Genomic DNA, 17788 nt, shown 5'->3' with positions numbered 1-17788 from the left:
CTGCTTCTTCGTTGGGATGGTTATGCCTTCAGGATCAGGGCGTCGCCCTGGCCGCCGCCGCCGCAGAGGGCGACGACGCCGATGCCTCCGCCGCGGCGCTTGAGGGCCAGAGCCTGGTGCAGGACCAAACGCGCGCCCGACGCTCCGACCGGATGGCCGAGGGCTACGGCCCCGCCCTCGGCGTTAATGGCGGCCGGGTCGATGCCGAGGTCATTGGCGGACTGGAGGAGCACGGAAGCGAAGGCTTCGTTGATCTCGACGAGATCCAGTTCCTGGACGGTGAGGCCCTCCTGCTTGAGGGCCCGTTCGATGGCACGGGCGGGTTGGGAATGCAGGGACCCGTCCGGCCCCGCAGTCTGGCCGTGGGCACCGATTTCGGCGATCCACTCGAGCCCTGCGGCCTCGGCTGCCGCCTTGCTGGCGATCACCAGCGCTGCGGCGCCGTCGGAGAGCGGGGAGGAAGACCCTGCGGTGATGGTTGCCGTTTCGTCTTTCGAGAAGGCGGGGCGCAGTTGCGCCAGGGACTCCGCGGTGGTGTCCGGGCGGATCCCCTCATCGTGCTCCAGGGTCACCGCGGGGCCCTTGCGCTGGGGCACTTGGATCGGGGCGATTTCCTCCGCCAGCACGCCGTCGGCGCGGGCCGCTTCGGCGCGCTGATGGGAACGGGCCGCGACGGCGTCCTGTTCGGCGCGGCCGATGCCGCGCTCGGCGTTGCCGGCATCGGTGGCGGCGCCCATTAGTTGTCCGCTCACCGGGTCCTGCAGGCCGTCGTGGTTCAGGGAGTCGAGCATCGGGGCGTCCCCGATGACGACGCCGGCGCGGAGCCCCGGTACAAGGTGCGGGGCGTTGGTCATCGATTCCTGGCCGGCCGCGACGATGAAGTCGGCTTCCCCCGCACGGATCATCCGGGCGGCGTCGATGACGGCCGTGAGGCCGGACAGGCAGAGCTTGTTGATGGTCACCGTCGGCACGTCCCAGCCGATTCCGGCTGCGAGGCTGGCCTGGCGCGCGGGTCCCTGGCCGGCGCCGGCCTGGATGACCTGGCCGACGATCACGGCACCGATTTGATCGGGGGCGACCCCGGCCCGGTCCAGCGCGGCCCGGATCGCGTGGGCCCCCAGTTCGCTGGAGGAGAAGGGCGTGAGACCGCCGCGGAACCGGCCGAAGGGGGTCCGGGCGCCGCCGAGGATGACAGGGATATTTTCGTTCTGGTTCATGAGAAGTCCTTTCGGGGTGACGGGCACGGCGCCGGTTAGGCGAAGGCGGAGATGCCGGTGATGCCGCGCGCGATGATCAGCGCCTGCATCGTTTCGGTGCCCTCATAGGTGTGGATGGCCTCGATGTCGGCGAGGTGCCTGGCCACGCGGTTGGCGAGCAGGATGCCGTTGCCGCCCAGGAGATCCCGGGCGTTGGAGGCAATCGCCCGGGCAGTCCGGGTGCAGGTGTACTTGGCAAGTGATGCCTGTTCCGGGGTAAGCAGGCCGTCCTCGTCGAGGCGGGTCATCTGAACCACCATCAGTTGCATCGTTGCCAGCTCGCTGAGCATCCGGGCCAGTCTTTCCTGCACGATTTGGGACGCGGCCAGCGGCCGGCCGAACTGCAGGCGTTGCTGGGTGTACTGCACTGCGGTCTCATAGCAGGCGGTGGCATGCCCGACGGCGGACCAGGCGACGCCCAGCCGGGTGGCCAGCAGCACACGCGCCGTGTCCTTGAAGGACCGTGCTCCCGGGAGGGCGTTCTCCTGGGGCACAAAAACGTTGTCAAGCCGGATGTGGGCCTGCCAGATGGCGCGCAAGGCCAGCTTGCCTTCGATCGTCGTGGCGGTGTAGCCGGGGGAGTCCTGGGGAACCAGGTAGCCATGCACCTGGCCGTCCCCGCCCCTGGCCCACACCACGCTCGTTCCGCCGATGGAGCCGTTGCCGATCCATTTCTTTTCGCCGTTCAGAAGGAACCCGCCGTCCGTGGCGGTGGCCGTGGATTCCAGGGCCACCGCGTCCGAGCCGTGCGTGGGCTCCGTCAATGCAAACGCGGCGAATTCGGTGCCGGTGGCGACAGCCGGAAGCCACCGTTCCTTCTGCCCGGCGGACCCGCACTCCGCTATGGACCGCAGGGCGAGTCCGCCCTGAACCGCGATCATCGTCGCCACGGAACCGTCGCCGCGGCTGATCTCCATGTTCACGAGGCCGGCAGCCATCCTGCTCATCGGGGCAAACCCGTCCACCTGAACTCCGTCGCGCAGCAGGTCCAGTTCGCCGAGGCGCCTGAGCAGGTGCAGCGGGTATTCGGCGCGCTCCCAATAGCTGTCTATTACGGGAAGCACCTCGTTCTGCACGAAGTGGCGGGCACGGTCCCAGTAGCCGCGGTCGTCGTCGCTGATACCGGCGAACACGGACGCGGGGTCAGTGCCCAGGGACTCGGTCAGGACGTAATCAGGTTCTACGGTGCCGGCCGGGAACTCGGTCGCGGTCTCTGCCGCGATGAACCCGGAGCGGGGTGACGTCGTCGTCAATTGTTCGTCCTCTGTCTCGGCGTCGGGCCTAGGCAGCCCACGTTCTGTGGCTCACACCACATTGACTAAGGATGCAGTGAAACTTAGTTCCACGTCAAGGAACTTAGTTTCACAACGCGCCGGGGATTCACGGCAGGGCCTCACGGACTGCCTGCAGGATTGCGTCCTTGTCCGCGCCCGCGGCCAGAACAGTGACGACGACGGCCGGGGAAGGGTGGGCGGCGGGCGCGGAATCCAGCAATGCCGGCCGGAAGATCCCGGAGAGGGCGTGGAGTTCACCCGCGAGAGCCGCTACCCTCTCACGGTCCGCCGCCGCCTCTTCCTGGACGTCCTGGGCGGAGCGGAGCCACCGCCGCAGGAAGGCGTTGTGCACGGCGACGACGCCGGCGGCGAAGGAAACAGCCTTGTATTCACGATGCTCGCCGTCTGGAAGGTTATCGACCAGGTGCAGGAGGAACGCCCGCTCGTACCGGTGGGACGTGACCAGCTCCCGGTCCCGGAGGGCAGGCACGGTCTGCATGAGCTCGTACCGGGCACGCGAGGTGGTCCGGTTCCGCAGGTGGTGATTGAACACCAGCAGCGCCGCGTCCTCGATCGCTGCGAGTGGTTCCTGCGTCGTTTCCGCCAGGCGGTCCGTCACCTGGGCCAGGATCCGCTCGTGGTCGGCGAAGACGACGTCCTCCTTTGACCCGAACTTCCGAAAGAACGTGCTGCGGCTCATGCCCGCGGCGTCCGCCAGCTCGTCAACGGAGGTTGCGTCGTAGCCTTGCCTCGCCAGCAGCCCGATAGCGGCCGCGGCGGGCCCGTCCGTCTGATGGTTTGCCGGGTGCGAGATCATGCGCCGAAATGTAGCACAACCGCCCGCGGCTCATTCTGCTCTGGTCGGATTTGGATGTCGAAGCCGCGCTCCAGCCCAGTTGCCGGGCCCGGCACGCGCAATCGGCCGGCGCGTCCCCCGTCCCGGGGCGTGTTTCCGGGGTGCAACCGGGAGGGAGCGCGCCCGGCACCCCTCGGAATCGTCCGGGCCGCCGGAATCAGACCGCCTGGCTGCTGCCTGCCTGTCCTTTGGCAGGCTTGCCCGCGGACCGTGCCGTGAATGGCAGGACCAGCCGGGACTGGTGGGCGGCGTCGCGGTAGATCTTGTGCGTGACGGGACGGCCCACTGGGAGGTGGAAGGCGTCCGGCGGCAGCAGCGCGTTGTGCTCGTCGGCCAGCGGCTCGTCGTTGGACAGCTCTGCGGTCAGCGTGTGGCCGGCCTTGAAGGTGTTCGCGAACGGGTAGAGGCGCAGCACGTACTCCTCGATCGTCCCGGGTTCCACCGGAACGGAGCGGGTGTGCGGGTGCACCGGGCTGCCTTCGGTGCTGCGCTCGTCGAGCTCGCGGTGCGAGGCCTTGAGGTAGCCGCTGGTGATGAGCTGCCGCTTGCCGTTGGGGGCATAGTCCCAGAGCCGCATGATGAAGTTGGTGTCCGGCTGGTCGATCTCGGCGAAGATGTGTGCGGCGCCGGTGCCGATCATTTCCGTGTCCTCCTCGAACGCGGGGGTGGACCAGCTGATGATCTCCACCTTGTCGGTCACCGTCAGCGGCGCCTGGTAGAAACCGTCCGGGGCCGCGTACTCGGCGCCCATGAGCTCGGGCTCTCTGGACAGCTTGTGCCGCGGGCGCAGGTAGAGGGAGGTGTACTCGATATCCTTGGGCGGCCATTCCTCGGCGGTCACGAGCTCGCGGGAGCCCTCCACGAACACGCTTACGGCCGGCTCATCCATGACACCGTTGTCGATGCCCTTGATCCAGTAGTCGTACCACCGGAACATCTTGTCGTGTTCTTCAATAAAGGGGCGGGACTGCATCGGCGGGTAGGGGCCGATGTCCAGCTTCTTCGGTCCCTTCAGTGCGTTGAACAGCTCGATCGTGCCGTCCAAGGTCCAGCCTCGGCCCTGGTCGAGCTGTACCCACACCGGGATGTCGATGTTCGGTGCCAGCGTGATGGGGTTGCGCTCCTCGTACCAGTCCCCATCCAGCTCGTTCATCACAATGTCGAACCAGGCCTCGTGGTTCTTCGGGTAGTTCAGGACATGGACCAGGTTGGGCCACGCGGCGACGTCGGGATCCTCCAGACGCTTGGTGACGAGCTTCTTCAGTTCCCCGGGGGAGTACGTCTCGATCATCCGGGACTTGACGCCGTCGGTGAACGCCCAGCCGGAGTCGCCGCCTCGGCCCTCGCGGGCGGCGCGCGGCATGAACCACATGACGCCGCCGTGGTAGGTGGTCTCGTAGAAGTCGTAGTGGCCGCCGGAGACAAAGATTGCCCTCAGGTGCGGCGGGCGCTCGGCAGCGGCCAGCACCTGCATGGAGCCGAAGTAGGAGATGCCCACCATGCCGACGTTGCCGTCGCACCACGGCTGTTCGGCGACCCACTCGATGAAGTCGTACGCGTCCTGGCCCAGTGAGACACCTCCAGCGTTGTAATTGCCGATGTGCCCGCCCCCGGAGTGCCCGGAACCGCGCAGGTCGCCGATAACGTGGACGTAGTCCTCCTTGACGATCCGGGCGATGTCGCCGGCTTCAATGCAACCGTCCCACATCGGGCTGGGTCGCCGCTGCGGCGGGGTGGTCAGGGCCAGAGCCTGCAGTTCCTTGCCGTAGGGGCTCAGGGCAACGAGCGCCGGGCGCGGCTTGTCGACGACGCCCTGGTAGGCGTCCGCGGCGAGCTCAACGCCGTCGCGCATCGGGACCCGGAGGTCCTTACGGACGGCAATCTTCTCCCCGCCTGCGTCCAGTAACTGGAAGTCATCCATGGGTGCTTGTCTCCTCATCGTCTATCAAGTGGTCGAGGCTCGTGCTGTAGCCGTGGAGTGTGGTGAAGAACGGGGACGGTTCCAGGCCGGGGTCTCCGGCGTAGCCGAGGTCCTCGGCTACACGGGCGAAGGGCGAGTACGGCGAGTCCGTCTCCTGCAGCCCGGCAGCCAGGCACCCACAGGCCGCGTTATTGACACGGGCTTCGATCGCCAGGCTCTCCTGAAGCGCTTCCCGGGCCTGAACGGCGTCGAGCTCCACGCCGTAGGGGGTGCCGTCCGCGCGGCGGTACGGGTGTCCCAGGTAAAGATGCCGCGGACGCAGCTCATCGCTGATGTACCGCAGGCTGGAGCGGTAGCCGGCCGGGTCCACAAAGCCGGGGAAGCCGTTTGCCGCACCGTGGACCTGGACGGCGTCGCCGACGAAGACGCCGTTTTGCCCGTCGATGACATAGGCGACCGAACCGGGGGTATGGCCCGGAATGGAATGGACCGAGACGGTGACGTCGCCGCCGAGCGAGATGGTCTCTCCACCCCGCACCAGCAGGGTGGGCTCCATCTCGCCCGAGATGACCGCGGCCGTGGCCGCCGTCAGTTTCGCCTCGCCGTCCGGGTCATGCAGATAGTGCGCCCGCCCGGACAGGTATTCATCCACGTGGGCCCGGCGCGAGCGCAGCAAGGGCGCGTCGCCCTCATGGATAACCACCTGCGCTCGCCGTCCGGTGAGCTCCCACAGGGCGTACGCGCCGCCGATGTGGTCGATATGTCCGTGGGTCAGCAGGATCCAGCGGACGTCCTCGATCCGGCGGCCGATCGCCTCCAGCGCCGGCACCATCCCTTCGGCCGGCGACGTCGCGATCCCCGTGTCGACGATGGCGGGCTCGGGGGCGTCGATGAAGAAGCTGTAGAGACCGAACCGGCCCCACGGGGAGACCAGGGGATGAACGGCGACTGACTCGGTCATTGTGCCGTGCCCCCGTTAAGCCCTGCGCCGCCTTTGAGCCCAGCGCCCCCGTTGAGGAAGGCGGCGGTCTCTTCGATCGCCCCGTAGAACTCTGGAATCCAGGAGAAGTTCTGGACGAAGCCGTGGTTGGCCCGTTCGTAGCGGCTGACGGCCGCGTCGACGCCGGCCTCCCTGAGGCGCAGGCCGTAGAGCTCGCCCTCGTCCCGGAGGGGGTCGTGCTCGGCAGTGATGATCAAGGCCGGCGGCAGCCCGGTGAGGTCCATGCGCTTGATGGGGGAGACCAGCGGATCCGCGGGATCCGCCCCGCTCTGAAGATAGAAGGCGTTGAACGGCAACAGGGCCGCCGTTTCCAGTCCGTATCCTTCGGCATTCTCTCGCAGCGACGCGTAGCGGTTGACGTCGAAGTCCAGGTCCAGCGACGGGTAGAACAGAACCTGGTGCGAGATGGAGGCGAACCCGTCGTCGTGGGCCTTCGCGGTAACGGCGGCCACGTAGTTGCCGCCCGAGCTGTCGCCCGCGACGGCGAGGTTCTTCCCGTCCCAGCCCAGGCTGCCGCCCTGCGCGGCGGCCCAGCGGACCACCCCGTAGCAGTCGTCGAGGCCAGCCGGGAATGCGGCCTCGGGGGCCAGACGATAACCGACGGAAATGACCTTGTAGCCGGACTCCTTGGCCAGCGCCCGTGCCACGTGGTCGTGGGTCTCCAGGCTGCCCAGAAAGAATGCGCCGCCGTGGAAGTACACCAGCACTCCGTACGCGTCGGCTTCGACCGGGGTGTAGATCCGGACGGGCACTTCTCCCGACGCCGTCACTGCCATGGCGTCCTGGACGGCGTGCAGCGGGCGACGTTCCTCCAGCGGGGCTACCTGTGCGGCCTCGCCGGCCCGCATGGCCTCGGGGTTCAGGGGGGAGCCATCGGGTGCGGGCAAGGTGGCAAGGATCTTGGCGATTTCGGGATGGATGGTCATGGCGTTCAGCCCTTCGACTCTGCTGGTGCTTTTACGCTGGCGGGGTTCTGGGACGCAGGTTTCTGACCGGGGAAGACGTCGTTGACCTCTTCCTCGGACCACCCCTGCCGCGAGATGCGCTGCAGTTCGTCCGTGACGGGCTTGCGGGTTGCCTGGAACAGGGCCAGCGCTTCCTTGACCGAACCGGCCTCGGCCAGCGCATCCGCCAGAGCCCCGGCGTCCTCAATGGCGGAGTTCGCGCCCTGGCCCTGGTGGTGCAGCATGGAATGGGCCGCGTCTCCCATCAGGACAACGGAGTCGGTGTGCCAGGTGTCCACGGGGTCAATGTCGTAGACCGCCCGGATGTTCACGGTGGCCGGGTCCAGGCCGCCGGCGATCGCCACGATCCGCTCGTCGAAACCTTCCACAGTTTTGAGGAGTTCTTCCTTCGTGATGGCGGGTGCCCAGGTCCCGTCCGGGTTCAGGGCGGTAATGTCGAAGGACATTTGGTTGCGGTGGCGCAGCGGCAGCAGGTAGACCTTGGTGCCCTTGCCGATGTACATCCGCAGGTTATCGTCGACCACCATCCCGTGGGCGTCGTCGGCGGAGATCACCACCCGGTAGGCGTGTTCGCCGGAGAAAACCGGGCCCTTGTCGCTGAAGAGCTGCTCCCGCACCGCGGACTTGATACCGTCGGCGCCGACCACCAGGTCCGCCTCGACGCTCTCCCCGTTGGCAAAGGTCAGGACGGATCGGCTGCCCCTGTCCTCGATCGACTCCAACCTGTGGCCAAGCTGCACCATGCCCTCAGGGAGCACGCCCAGAAGTGCCTCGATGAAGTCGCGGCGGTGGATGAGGTACGTCTGCTTCTCTTCGCCGAACTCAGGCCAGGTGTCCTTCATGATCGGCTCGCCGGTGGCCGTGAGGATTTCGAAGTAGTCGCTCGCCGAGCTCACCTTGGCGACCGCGTCGAAGATCCCCCATTGGCGGAAGCGGGCCATGGTGGCGGGACGCAGGCCGATGCCGGCGCCCACCTCGCCCATCTGGGGAGCCTGCTCGTAGACCTTGACGTCTGCACCGAGCAGGCTCAGGGCCTTGGCCGCGGCAGCGCCGCCGTAGCCTGCGCCGACGATGGCGATCTTGAGGTTTTTTATCTCTTCAGCCTTCATGGTTTCATCTCTTTCTTGGCTTTTTCGTGGCCCCGGCGACGTCTAGGCGCACGGGTAAGGCGTGGTGGCCTGTCCGCAGCTCAGGCCTGCAGCGACAGGAAGTCCGCCGGGTTGTCCTCCAGCAGGAGTTTGAGTGTGGCGTCGTCGATGCCGGCCGCCCGCATGTCGGGGATCATGTCCTCGAAGATGTAGTTGATCGTGTGGCCCTTCACGCCGGGCCAGCCCAGGGGACTGCAGTTGGCGTCGGCCGAAACGAGGAGCTTGTCCGCATAACCCTTGTTGACGAGCTTGACGAAGTGGTCCATGCGCTCGGCACGCTTGCGGCCCCAGAACGGCGGGTCCGGCAGCTCCAGGTCGTACCCGAAGGTATCGAAGCCGATTCGGCCGCCCTGCTCGTAGATCCAATCGTGCGGAGTGACGGGAGCGTTCAGGCCGTCGTCGGCGTGGCCGAAAAGCACGCGGTCCAGGGGGAGGCCCTCCTCTTTGAAGATCTCCACTGCCGGTTCGGGGTCGACGGCCAGGTGGGTCAGGACCGGCGCCCCGGTGACGACGGCGGCGCGGGCCGCGGCCCGGTAGATGCGTTTGTCCAGGTCCGTCATTCGACCGCCGCGGCTGACGCCGACCTTGATGACGCCGGCTTTGGCGCCCGTGTTGCCGATACCGACGGTGATCTCGTGGATGAACACCTTTGCGAGGTAGTCCACCGTGGCGCGGGAGAAGTGCGGAAGTGCGGTGTCGCCGCCGACGAATCCGGTGCAGGCCACGATGTGCACGCCTATCTTCCGGGACAGGGACTTGTAGTAGTCGACGTCGCGGCCGTTGCAGATACCTGTGGCATCCACGAAAGTGCCGCCGCCGTATTCGCGGAATTTCCGCAGCTTCGGCACGGTCTCCTCGTAGGCCTGCTCCGGCGATTTCCACCATTTGGTGTCCAACTCGGACCCGGGCATTCCGTAGCCGATGTGTTCGTGGACCGCCACGATTTCCAGTTCTTCGGCCGGGATGGTTCCCAGCACTGTGTTGACCTTGGTCATTTAGTTCACCTCAGGGGTTCAAAAGGTTGTTGTGGCGGGAGGACGCGTGCTTAGCGCACGGTCAGCAGGTGGCGCGGGTTGTCCACGAGGATGCGCCGGGAGTCTTCCTCGCTCAGGCCGTTGGCCTTGAGGAAAGGCACGAACGTGGTCAGGACATGGCTGTAGGGCAGGTTGTACTCCGGCAGGCCCTTCGCCACGCCGATCGAGTTGCCCGAAAGGATGATCTTGCCGGCATGGCCGGCCTTGACGAGCTCGAGAACCAGCGCGGCGCGATCGTGGTCGGTCAGGTAGTCCGTGTGGTCGTTCAGGCCCACGTGGTCGATGCCGACGAAGGCTCCGCGGCCGGCCACCTCGACGGCGAAGCCGGCGGCATCCTTGCGGTCCAGGTCCCCGACGAGCACCCGGTCGGGCTCGATCTGCTCATCCAGAACGATGTCCAGATCGTGCAGGGCATCGGCGCCGAAGCGGATGGAGACAGGGACGCCGGTGTTCCTAGCGGCGCGGGCGGAGCCGCGGAACAGGCTTTCCTCCGTCGGGGTCATGCCGGTGCGGCCGGCGGTTGTGGCGACAATGCCGGCGGCGGCGCGGCGCTCGACCCGGGGAACCACCATCCCCTCAGTGACCTCCTTGCCGAAGAGATCGCCGAACTTTTCGGCCGGCCAAGGCGTGGGCGGGTTGGTCTGCGGCGTCAGGAAGTACCCGCCGAGTTCCTCCTCCGGACCCAGGCCCGTGGAGGCGACGATGTGGACACCGGTAAAGCGCGAGAGCGCCTCGTAGAGCCTGAGATCGCGCCCGTGGAACATACCGGTGCTGTCGACGATCGTCCGCCCGCCGTGCTCGCGAAAGTCCGCAAGCTTGGCGGCCAGGGCCTCGAAGATCTCCGCCCGGTCCATCGAGATATCCGGGGCGTACTGGGCGCCGGGGAGCACCGACAACAAGGCCTCATGGACCGCGACAACCCCCAGGTCGGACGCAGGGACCGGACCCAGGACCGTATTGACGGTTTGCCCGGCCGGGGCGTGGACTGCGTCGCCGGTCAAGGCGGGTGTGGGGTGACTCACGTGGATTCTCCCTAGAAGTTCGGGTTCTGAATGGAGGGCGCCGCGGAGCCTGGCAATCGCCGTCGCTCCCTTGCGGTGCTTCAGCATCACATATTTCTTTACATCGTGTCAAAGAAATAGTCAGACTGATTTTTATGAGATGTTCATGAAGCCGACGTTGCGTACATAGTCTTGACATCGTGTAAACCTAGATATCAAACTGTGGGGGACGCCACATCTACCGCCGGTCTGCCGCACTTGCCCGCAGGGCACCAGTTCTGGCGCGTTACCGGAGAGCCCACCGAAACAAAGGAGTTTCATCGATGAGTCAAACCACCACTGCGCCGGCGAGCTCAGCGCCGAGCCGCGGTTCTGTACGAGCCACCTTCGTGGCCGCCTACAGCGCTGTCACACTCGCCCAGATCACGAACGCCCTGCCGGGAGCCCTCAACGGCACCTTTGCCGTGGAGTTTCATACCTCGGGCGCGGGCCTGACCTGGATCGCGGGCATGTTCATGATGGGCATCGTGGTGTTCGAGCTCAGCTGGGGACTCCTGGGCGACATGTTCGGCCGGAAGAAGCTGCTTTACGCGGGCGCCCTGGTCAGCGTGGCCGGCTCGGTCCTGGCGGCGATGGCCTCCACCACCGAAATGATGATTGCGGCGCAGGCGGTCGGCGGCATTGGGGCGGGCATACTCTTCCCCATTTCACTGTCCATGATCGCGGCGATCACCCCGGAGCATCGCGCCCGGGCGAAAGTTATCGCCACCTGGGCCGGGTTCTTGTCGCTGGGCGCGGTGATCTCCCCGATGCTGGCGGGCTTGACCGCCCAGGCCTTTACCGTGGCCGGCCCCTCGGCAGGCGCGCCGAACGTCTTCAGTGGTTGGCGCGTGGCGTACTACATTGCCGCCGCGATCGCCGTCGCCGTCCTCATCGTTGCGGTACGGGCGAAGGACTCCGCAGCCGCCGAGGGACGCAAGTTGGACCTGCCCGGCCAGATTACCCTCGCGCTCGGCCTGATCGCCGTCCTCTTCGCTACCGTGCAGGCGGTCGACGCCGGTTTCGGCAGTCCTGAGGTGATCGCAAGCTATGTATCAGGCGGCCTCCTCCTGATCGTCTTCGTCGTCATCGAGATGCGGACCAAGCAGCCGCTCATCCACCTCTCTTTGTTCAGGAACAGCGCCTACTCGATCACGGGGATCGTCGCGGTGACGGGCATGTTCGCTTTCCTTGCGGTGTGTTTCAGCACGAGTGTCGCCGTGGGCGGACTTGCCCTCGCCGAAGCCTGGAAGGTCGGTGTGCTGTTCGTCTTCATCCAGGGCCCGGCATTCGCCTTCATCCCAGTGGTGGGCTGGCTCATCCACCACGTGGCCCCGCGCTGGGTGCTCACGGCGGGCTTCGCATTCATGGCTCTCTCCGCTTACTGGCTGTCGACGTTCGCCCTGGGCACGCCGGAGGCCTTCGGCGGAACGCCCTGGACGGCGTTCATTCCGCCGCTCTTGATGCTGGGCATCGGCTTCGCGCTGACGGTCGGCTCCATCACCGCCGTCGCCATCAACACTGTCCAGCCGCAGCACATCGGCATGGCCTCTGCCACGACCAACCTCCTGCGCGACCTCGGCTTCGCACTGGGCCCGGTCATCGGCTCAGCCATCGCGTTCGGAATCGGAGCCACCGTGTTCGCAGAACCCCTCGCCGGAATCCTCAGCGGGGCGGGACTACCGGCCGACGCCGTCGCCGGGCTGTCGAACGTGCCGCCACTGGGCTACCTCTCAGGCTGGGATGGCGTCATCGCGCAGTTCTCCGGCCACGCAACCGCGAGCGGCGCACCTGCCGATGCCGTCGACGCCATGGTCAAGTCCCTCACCGCCGCGAAGCAGCAAATCCAGGGAGCGGCGGGAACCTCCCTCGGCCAGGGCTTCCGGATTGTCTACCTCACCGCCGGCATCGCGGCGACGCTCTCCGCCGTTCTTACCCTCTTCATCTCCGCACGTTCCTCGGCACCCACGACCGACGACATCGCGGAGACTACCGAAGCGAACGCTGAGGCCGCCGTCTGAGACTGACGGCTCCCGGCCCCGCCATGATCCTTACGCCACTGATCCTTCACACCACCGATCTTTCACACCACTGATCCTTCACACCACAGATCCTTCAAAAAGGAGAACACCGTGACTGCACCCACTGAATCCGACATCGACATCTGGGATGACCGCATCCTTGTTGACCCGTATCCCACATATGCCTCGCTCCGCGAGCAGGCCGCCGTGGTCCACCTGCCCAAGAACGACCTGTACGTCCTGACGCGCTACGACGCCATCCGCGACGCACTCGGCGATCCGGAGACCTTCTCATCCACCAGCATCGGCTTCAACCTCATGGTGAACGAGGCGCTGCAGGGCACCTCGCTGGCCTCTGACCCGCCTACGCACACGCAGCTCCGCGCCACGCTGTCGCAGAATCTCACCCCCCGCGCACTCCGCGGCCTGAAGGTGACCATCGACGAGAAGGCAGACAAGCTCGTGGCAGAGCTCGCCGCCAGCGGCAGCTTCGAGGCGATCGACGCGCTGGCCCGGGCCTTCCCGATCGAAATAGTTGCCGATCTCATTGGCTTCAGCGGACACGTCAAGGACAACATGCTGCGCTGGGGCCAGGCCGCGATGCAGGTCATCGGCCCGCTGAACCAGCGCACTCAGGAGAGCTTCCCGATCGCCGGCGAGCTCTACGGCTGGTGCTCCTCGGTCACCGCCGACGACCTCGCACCCGGCTCAATCGGCCGCGGAATCTTCGACGCCGAGACGCGCGGCGACATCCCCCAGGGCTCGGCGGGCCACATCATCCACCAGTACCTGGGTGCCGGCGTCGACACGACCATCGCCTCGATTGGGAACATCGTCGCGCTGTTCGGCCGCCACCCGGAGCAGTTCGAGCTGGTCCGGGAGAACCCGGACCTCGTCCCCGCGGCTTTTGCCGAAGTGCTGCGCTACTGGGCACCGGTCCACATCTGGGGCCGCAAAGCCACCCGAGACGTGGAAATCGACGGAGTCACGATTCCCGCCGGCGCCCAAGTGGGCATCCTCTTCGGTGCCGGCAACCGGGACCCGCGCCACTACGGGAACCCTGACTCCTTTGACATCATCCGCAACCCCGTGGACCACCTGTCCTTCGGCTACGGACCGCACGGCTGTGCCGGCCAGGGCCTGGCGAAGCTGGAAGCGCATGCCATCATCGAGGCCCTGGCCCGCAGGGTGAAATCGCTGACCGTCTCCGGCGAACTCCGCGAGCCCAGCAACATCACGCGGAGTTTCGAGAAGTTGAACCTCGAAAAGGTGGTGTCAGCATGAGGATCGAACTGGACCGGCCCCGCTGCGAGGGGCACGGCCTCTGCGAGGAAGCCGCACCGCAGCTGATGCACCTCGACGACGACGGCGAGCTGGTCATTGATGTGCCGGAGGTGGACGGCCCGGACCTCGATGCTGCCAGGTCGGCGGTCCGGGTCTGCCCCGTCGCCGCGCTCCGATTGGCCGCGGCATGACGATGCGCAGGATCGTGGTGGTCGGCAACGGCATTGCCGGGCTGACGGCCTGTGACTCGCTGCGCTCGGCCGGGTTCGACGGCGAGCTCACCATTGTGGGCGCCGAGCGGCACCACCCCTACAGCCGCCCCGCCCTGTCCAAGGCGCTGCTGCACAGTGTGGACGGGACGAGTGTGAATGGAAAAGGCGACGACGCCCTCCAGGCGCATGTACTCCCGGCACCGACCCACGAAGCAGAGGAGCTGCTCGGCGTGAGCGCCACGGGCCTGGACGTCGAGGCCCGGCGGGTACTCCTGGACGGGGGCGGTGGCCTGCCGTATGACGGCCTCGTCATCGCCTCCGGTTCCCGCGCGAAGCGCCTCGCCGACGGGCAGGGAGCCGCCGGACCGCACCAGGACGACTCACCCCGGGAGTTCACCCTGCGCACCATCGAGGATGCGATCCTTCTCAGGGAACGCCTCGCATCGCGCCCCTCGGTCATAGTGATCGGCGGGGGACCGCTCGGCATGGAGGTCGCGTCCGGCTGCCTGCACGTGGGCTGCGAGGTCACACTCGTCTCGGACGCCAAGCCGCTGTCGCGTCAGCTGGGCGGGCATCTGGCTAGTCTCTTCACTGCCGCCGCCGTCAGGCGCGGACTGCGGGTGGTGGGCGGCGGGAAGGCCCGACTTGCCGGTCACGGTGCCGGCGCCAGGGTTGTCCTGGCCGACGGCACCGAACTGGAGGCGGATCTCGTGGTCACCGCCGTCGGCGATGAGCCGAACATCGGCTGGCTGGCGGGCTCCAATCTGCTCACCGAGGGGTCGCTGCGCGTCGACTCGCGTGGCCGGCTCCGGCCGGAGATCGTGGCGGCCGGCGACGTCGCGTTCTTCCCGACCCGACGCGGCGTGCAGCGGGTTCCGCTGTGGACGAGCGCCATCGACCAGGCGAAGGTCGCGGCTGCCGGCCTGCTTCAGGGCGACGCCGCACCCGAGTTCAACTTCCAGCCCTATTTTTGGACGGAGGGCTTCGGGCTGTCGCTCAAATCGGTCGGCTTCACGCCGGTGGAGGGCGCCCCCGATTATTGCGAGCCGGGCCGGGAGGACGGGTCGGTGCTCCTGCGGTGGGACAACCCTGACGGTTACGGGACCGCTGCCGCCGTCAACTACAGGATCCCGATCCCCAAACTCCGCCGGCTGGCCGACGCCGGGCCGGCCGCGCTGCGTCCGGTGTCGCCCGCCCGGGTTTGAGGCCACATCACCGCTAGGATTGATCCATGTCGTCGTTGCGAGAAGCCCAGAAGAAGCTCACCCGCGACATGATCGTGGAGCGGGCCCTCGAACTCTTCACCGAGAAGGGTTACGCCACCACCACCATCGACGAGATCGCCGCGGCGGCCGGCACCACGAGGGCGACCTTCTACGCCTACTACCCCTCACGTGCTGATCTGATGCGGGATTTCATGGCGCGTGTGAACGCCGTGCTGGACCGTGCGGACGCCCCGGGGAGCGGATCCACCGCTCCCGATCTCGTTGACGTGGTGCGGGCGGGGGAGCTGCCGGGCATCCTGGCCTGGCTGGAGTCGCGGGCCGTGCTGTGGCCGGTCTTCCGTCCCTACCTCGATGTGCTCGACGAGGCTGCCGCCGTCGATCGTGAGGTGCGCTCCATGGTCGACGGATGGCATGAGGAGGTCATTTCCGATCTCGTCCGCGGCATGCAGCTGGCCGGGCGCTTCTCGGAGGAGACGCGTCACATCCGCGGAACCCTCGCCTTCACCGCGCTCGACTACGTGGCCACGCTCTGGACGCGACGCAAGTTCGAACCAAACCGCGAGCATGCCCTCGAGGTGCTGGCCGACAACTGGTATCACCTGCTGTGCGCTGAAGGTTAAGCGGGGTACGCCCCAAATCGTCTCCCCGGGCTGGGCCGGGCCGGGCCGCCGAAAGACAGCGAGCTTGGACCAGGAAGAGCCCCTTCGCCGACGGGGCATTTCCTGGTCCATTACGGGGCCGCGGCGTCGAGAGCGAGCAGTTCGCTGGTTCGCATGATCGACACCCGCCTTCGTTCCTCGTCCGGCGTTCCGGTGATCACCAGAGGGACATTGGGGCTCGACACCCAGGCGTGGCACAGCGCGACGATGGTCAGCAGCAGGTCTTCCGCTGCCGCCTCACTCGCTGTGGGGAGTGCACCGCGGATCTCACTCACTTTATTCGCCGAGCGGAGGGCGCGCGCCTGGGCACCGACCGGGTGTCCCAGCTCAAGCCCCTCCCAACACGTGAGTCGGGCGAGCCCCGGGGAGCTCTTGGAAAAATCAAAGTAGCGGCCCGCGAAATCGGCGATCGCCACAGGACCTGAGCCGACCACGGGAACGTCGTCCAGGGCGGTGGCGAGCTGGCGGCTTGCTCTCAATCCAGGCGCGATTGGGCAAGGTTGCGGCGCGCTCCCGAGCGCGCCGCAGCGTGAAACGCCAGGCACAGGGCCGCGCACCGGGCCGGGAATCCTGACCGGAGGGGTAGGCGAGGCTCAACCGCACTAGCCCCTAGGAGGCATCAGCGATGCCGCCCATGGCGTACGCGTGACTGGTCGCCACCAAGGCCGCGACGACGCGCAGCTCGTTCTCGTCGCGGGGCCCGTAGACCATGACCATGCCTCGGGCCAACCGGATGCCGGCCAGAGGGTGGGACACCGCCCAGCCCTTGGCCACTGCATCCGCGACGAGTTCCGGCGGCAGCGCCAGATGGAGCGAGCCGTCGCGCGTCGGATGCTGGTGGGCAAACTCACCGGCGGAACGAACCAGGAACGCATCCGCGGGGGCACCAAGCGGCGGCGTCACCATGAAGCCCCGCGCACCGGGCACCGAGATCGCGGACTGCGAGCTCGAGACGCCTGCCAGGGAACGAATCTGTGAGAACAATCTTTCCTGAAGGTCCAGCGGCGCATTGTCACTGAGTTGCTCCTGCGGAATCGTCCACGACACCGCGGGACGCTGACCAGCCCGGACGGGCAGGTGCCCCTCCGGCAGCTGTGCCCAATGAACGCTGCTGGCGGTGCGGACGGCTGCTCCCGGGCGGCCAAGGAAGGACAAACGCTCGTGGATCCAGCCCCCGAGTTCGCCGAGCGTCCGGGGGCTGATGTGATGCCCCCCGGGGTCGCGACGGGCATAGGCAGGCGCTGCCGAGTCGGTCAGCAGGTACTGCCAGGTGCGCGCCAGCAGCTCTGGCGGAATGACCCTGTCCTGATCACCCTGGGCTACGAATACCGGGACACCAGCCAGCCGGGCCGGGGTGACGGGGACTCCGGCGTCGAACGGCAGGGTGCCGTACAGAATGGCCGCGCCGGAAAAACGTTGCGGATCCGCAAGCACCAGTCCGCCAGCGAATGCTGCACCGCCGCTGAAGCCGACCAGCACTACCGGCCGGCCGTCGGGGGCAACGGCGTCGAGCCAGGTCCGGAACCATGCCATGCCAGCGGCCAGTGACTCCGCAACCGGGCGGCCGATGCCGCGGTTGGCAAACCACGCGTAGCCGCCGCCCTCGGCAATCGGCGCCCGTACTGCAGCATAGGCGGCATCGGGTGGAAGCTGGTCGGCGAGGGCAATGATGTCACGCTCGCTTGAGCCCCGGCCATGCAGCAGCACCACCAGCGGCGCCGCCGGGTCGGAGGAACCGGCCGTCGCCACCTCCGGTGAAGCGCTCAGGGAAGGGTCGCCCACGACCGTGGATGTCTCGGGGATACGCATGAAAGCTCCTGCTTGGGGGAAGTTGACGCAAGGATGTTTATTGAAGCTTCAACTATTATCGAGGATTGCGTATTCCCGGTCAA

16 protein-coding genes are annotated in these 17788 nt (G+C 67.1%); 5 read left to right on the top strand and 11 right to left on the bottom strand.

What is annotated here, in order from left to right; all coding sequences use genetic code 11:
- Window positions 1–20: 20 nt before the first annotated feature.
- From C8D78_RS02825 to C8D78_RS02785, 9 genes are all read right to left on the bottom strand, one after another.
- The gene (locus C8D78_RS02825) at window positions 21–1217 is read right to left on the bottom strand and encodes an acetyl-CoA C-acetyltransferase (RefSeq protein ID WP_120950337.1); all 1197 of its coding nucleotides are present in this window, start codon (window positions 1215–1217) and stop codon (window positions 21–23) included.
- Between the two features lie 35 nt (window positions 1218–1252).
- Window positions 1253–2509, bottom strand: coding sequence for an acyl-CoA dehydrogenase family protein (locus C8D78_RS02820; protein ID WP_120950336.1), 1257 nt, complete (start codon window positions 2507–2509; stop codon window positions 1253–1255).
- A 127-nt stretch (window positions 2510–2636) separates the two neighbouring features.
- A complete protein-coding gene (locus tag C8D78_RS02815) occupies window positions 2637–3347 on the bottom strand; it encodes a TetR/AcrR family transcriptional regulator (protein ID WP_120950335.1) in 711 nt (236 codons plus the stop codon).
- A 196-nt stretch (window positions 3348–3543) separates the two neighbouring features.
- Window positions 3544–5307, bottom strand: a complete 1764-nt coding sequence (locus C8D78_RS02810) for a CocE/NonD family hydrolase (protein WP_120950334.1) — start codon at window positions 5305–5307, stop codon at window positions 3544–3546.
- Window positions 5300–6268: an MBL fold metallo-hydrolase gene (locus tag C8D78_RS02805; RefSeq protein WP_120950333.1), complete on the bottom strand. Its 969-nt coding sequence runs from the start codon at window positions 6266–6268 to the stop codon at window positions 5300–5302. Before C8D78_RS02805 ends, C8D78_RS02810 begins: the two co-directional genes overlap by 8 nt.
- Window positions 6265–7233, bottom strand: coding sequence for an alpha/beta hydrolase (locus C8D78_RS02800; protein ID WP_120950332.1), 969 nt, complete (start codon window positions 7231–7233; stop codon window positions 6265–6267). The genes C8D78_RS02805 and C8D78_RS02800 overlap by 4 nt, the downstream gene beginning before the upstream one ends.
- A 5-nt stretch (window positions 7234–7238) precedes the next feature.
- Window positions 7239–8381: an FAD-dependent oxidoreductase gene (locus C8D78_RS02795; RefSeq protein WP_120950331.1), complete on the bottom strand. Its 1143-nt coding sequence runs from the start codon at window positions 8379–8381 to the stop codon at window positions 7239–7241.
- 80 nt (window positions 8382–8461) lie between these two features.
- Window positions 8462–9415, bottom strand: coding sequence for a phosphotriesterase family protein (locus tag C8D78_RS02790; protein ID WP_120950330.1), 954 nt, complete (start codon window positions 9413–9415; stop codon window positions 8462–8464).
- 50 nt (window positions 9416–9465) lie between these two features.
- A complete protein-coding gene (locus C8D78_RS02785) occupies window positions 9466–10476 on the bottom strand; it encodes a phosphotriesterase family protein (RefSeq protein ID WP_244208211.1) in 1011 nt (336 codons plus the stop codon).
- 302 nt (window positions 10477–10778) lie between these two features.
- Between C8D78_RS02785 and C8D78_RS02780 the strand changes: the two genes are divergently transcribed.
- The 5 genes from C8D78_RS02780 to C8D78_RS02760 all read left to right on the top strand — a co-directional run bounded on the left by C8D78_RS02780 (window position 10779) and on the right by C8D78_RS02760 (window position 15857).
- The gene (locus C8D78_RS02780; protein ID WP_120950328.1) at window positions 10779–12515 is read left to right on the top strand and encodes an MFS transporter; all 1737 of its coding nucleotides are present in this window, start codon (window positions 10779–10781) and stop codon (window positions 12513–12515) included.
- A 111-nt stretch (window positions 12516–12626) separates the two neighbouring features.
- The gene (locus C8D78_RS02775; protein ID WP_120950327.1) at window positions 12627–13799 is read left to right on the top strand and encodes a cytochrome P450; all 1173 of its coding nucleotides are present in this window, start codon (window positions 12627–12629) and stop codon (window positions 13797–13799) included.
- Window positions 13796–13990 carry a ferredoxin gene (locus C8D78_RS02770; protein ID WP_120950326.1) on the top strand — a complete coding sequence of 65 codons (195 nt, stop codon included), beginning with the start codon at window positions 13796–13798 and terminating at the stop codon, window positions 13988–13990. The genes C8D78_RS02775 and C8D78_RS02770 overlap by 4 nt, the downstream gene beginning before the upstream one ends.
- Window positions 13987–15216, top strand: coding sequence for an NAD(P)/FAD-dependent oxidoreductase (locus tag C8D78_RS02765; RefSeq protein WP_120950325.1), 1230 nt, complete (start codon window positions 13987–13989; stop codon window positions 15214–15216). Before C8D78_RS02770 ends, C8D78_RS02765 begins: the two co-directional genes overlap by 4 nt.
- 26 nt (window positions 15217–15242) lie before the next feature.
- Window positions 15243–15857, top strand: a complete 615-nt coding sequence (locus C8D78_RS02760) for a TetR/AcrR family transcriptional regulator (protein ID WP_120950324.1) — start codon at window positions 15243–15245, stop codon at window positions 15855–15857.
- 110 nt (window positions 15858–15967) lie between these two features.
- On the opposite strand, the gene C8D78_RS02755 is transcribed toward C8D78_RS02760, so the two are convergent.
- On the bottom strand, window positions 15968–16375 hold the full coding sequence (locus C8D78_RS02755; protein ID WP_120950323.1) for a hypothetical protein: 408 nt from the start codon (window positions 16373–16375) through the stop codon (window positions 15968–15970).
- Window positions 16376–16505: 130 nt separating this feature from the next.
- On the bottom strand, window positions 16506–17705 hold the full coding sequence (locus C8D78_RS02750; RefSeq protein WP_120950322.1) for a luciferase domain-containing protein: 1200 nt from the start codon (window positions 17703–17705) through the stop codon (window positions 16506–16508).
- Between the last annotated feature and the right edge of the window lie 83 nt (window positions 17706–17788).

It is taken from the genome of Arthrobacter oryzae, assembly GCF_003634095.1.
Lineage (GTDB): Bacteria > Actinomycetota > Actinomycetes > Actinomycetales > Micrococcaceae > Arthrobacter > Arthrobacter oryzae.
This window is presented reverse-complemented; position numbering and strand designations above follow the sequence as displayed.

Excerpts from the sequence above, each read along its gene's own strand:
- C8D78_RS02750 (WP_120950322.1), bottom strand. The coding sequence starts at position 17,705 with ATGCGTATCCCCGAGACATCCACGGTCGTGGGCGACCCTTCCCTGAGC.
- C8D78_RS02795 (WP_120950331.1), bottom strand. The coding sequence starts at position 8,381 with ATGAAGGCTGAAGAGATAAAAAACCTCAAGATCGCCATCGTCGGCGCA.
- C8D78_RS02810 (WP_120950334.1), bottom strand. The coding sequence starts at position 5,307 with ATGGATGACTTCCAGTTACTGGACGCAGGCGGGGAGAAGATTGCCGTC.
- C8D78_RS02800 (WP_120950332.1), bottom strand. The coding sequence starts at position 7,233 with ATGACCATCCATCCCGAAATCGCCAAGATCCTTGCCACCTTGCCCGCA.
- C8D78_RS02770 (WP_120950326.1), top strand. The coding sequence starts at position 13,796 with ATGAGGATCGAACTGGACCGGCCCCGCTGCGAGGGGCACGGCCTCTGC.
- C8D78_RS02780 (WP_120950328.1), top strand. The coding sequence starts at position 10,779 with ATGAGTCAAACCACCACTGCGCCGGCGAGCTCAGCGCCGAGCCGCGGT.
- C8D78_RS02805 (WP_120950333.1), bottom strand. The coding sequence starts at position 6,268 with ATGACCGAGTCAGTCGCCGTTCATCCCCTGGTCTCCCCGTGGGGCCGG.
- C8D78_RS02760 (WP_120950324.1), top strand. The coding sequence starts at position 15,243 with ATGTCGTCGTTGCGAGAAGCCCAGAAGAAGCTCACCCGCGACATGATC.
- C8D78_RS02765 (WP_120950325.1), top strand. The coding sequence starts at position 13,987 with ATGACGATGCGCAGGATCGTGGTGGTCGGCAACGGCATTGCCGGGCTG.
- C8D78_RS02790 (WP_120950330.1), bottom strand. The coding sequence starts at position 9,415 with ATGACCAAGGTCAACACAGTGCTGGGAACCATCCCGGCCGAAGAACTG.
- C8D78_RS02825 (WP_120950337.1), bottom strand. The coding sequence starts at position 1,217 with ATGAACCAGAACGAAAATATCCCTGTCATCCTCGGCGGCGCCCGGACC.
- C8D78_RS02815 (WP_120950335.1), bottom strand. The coding sequence starts at position 3,347 with ATGATCTCGCACCCGGCAAACCATCAGACGGACGGGCCCGCCGCGGCC.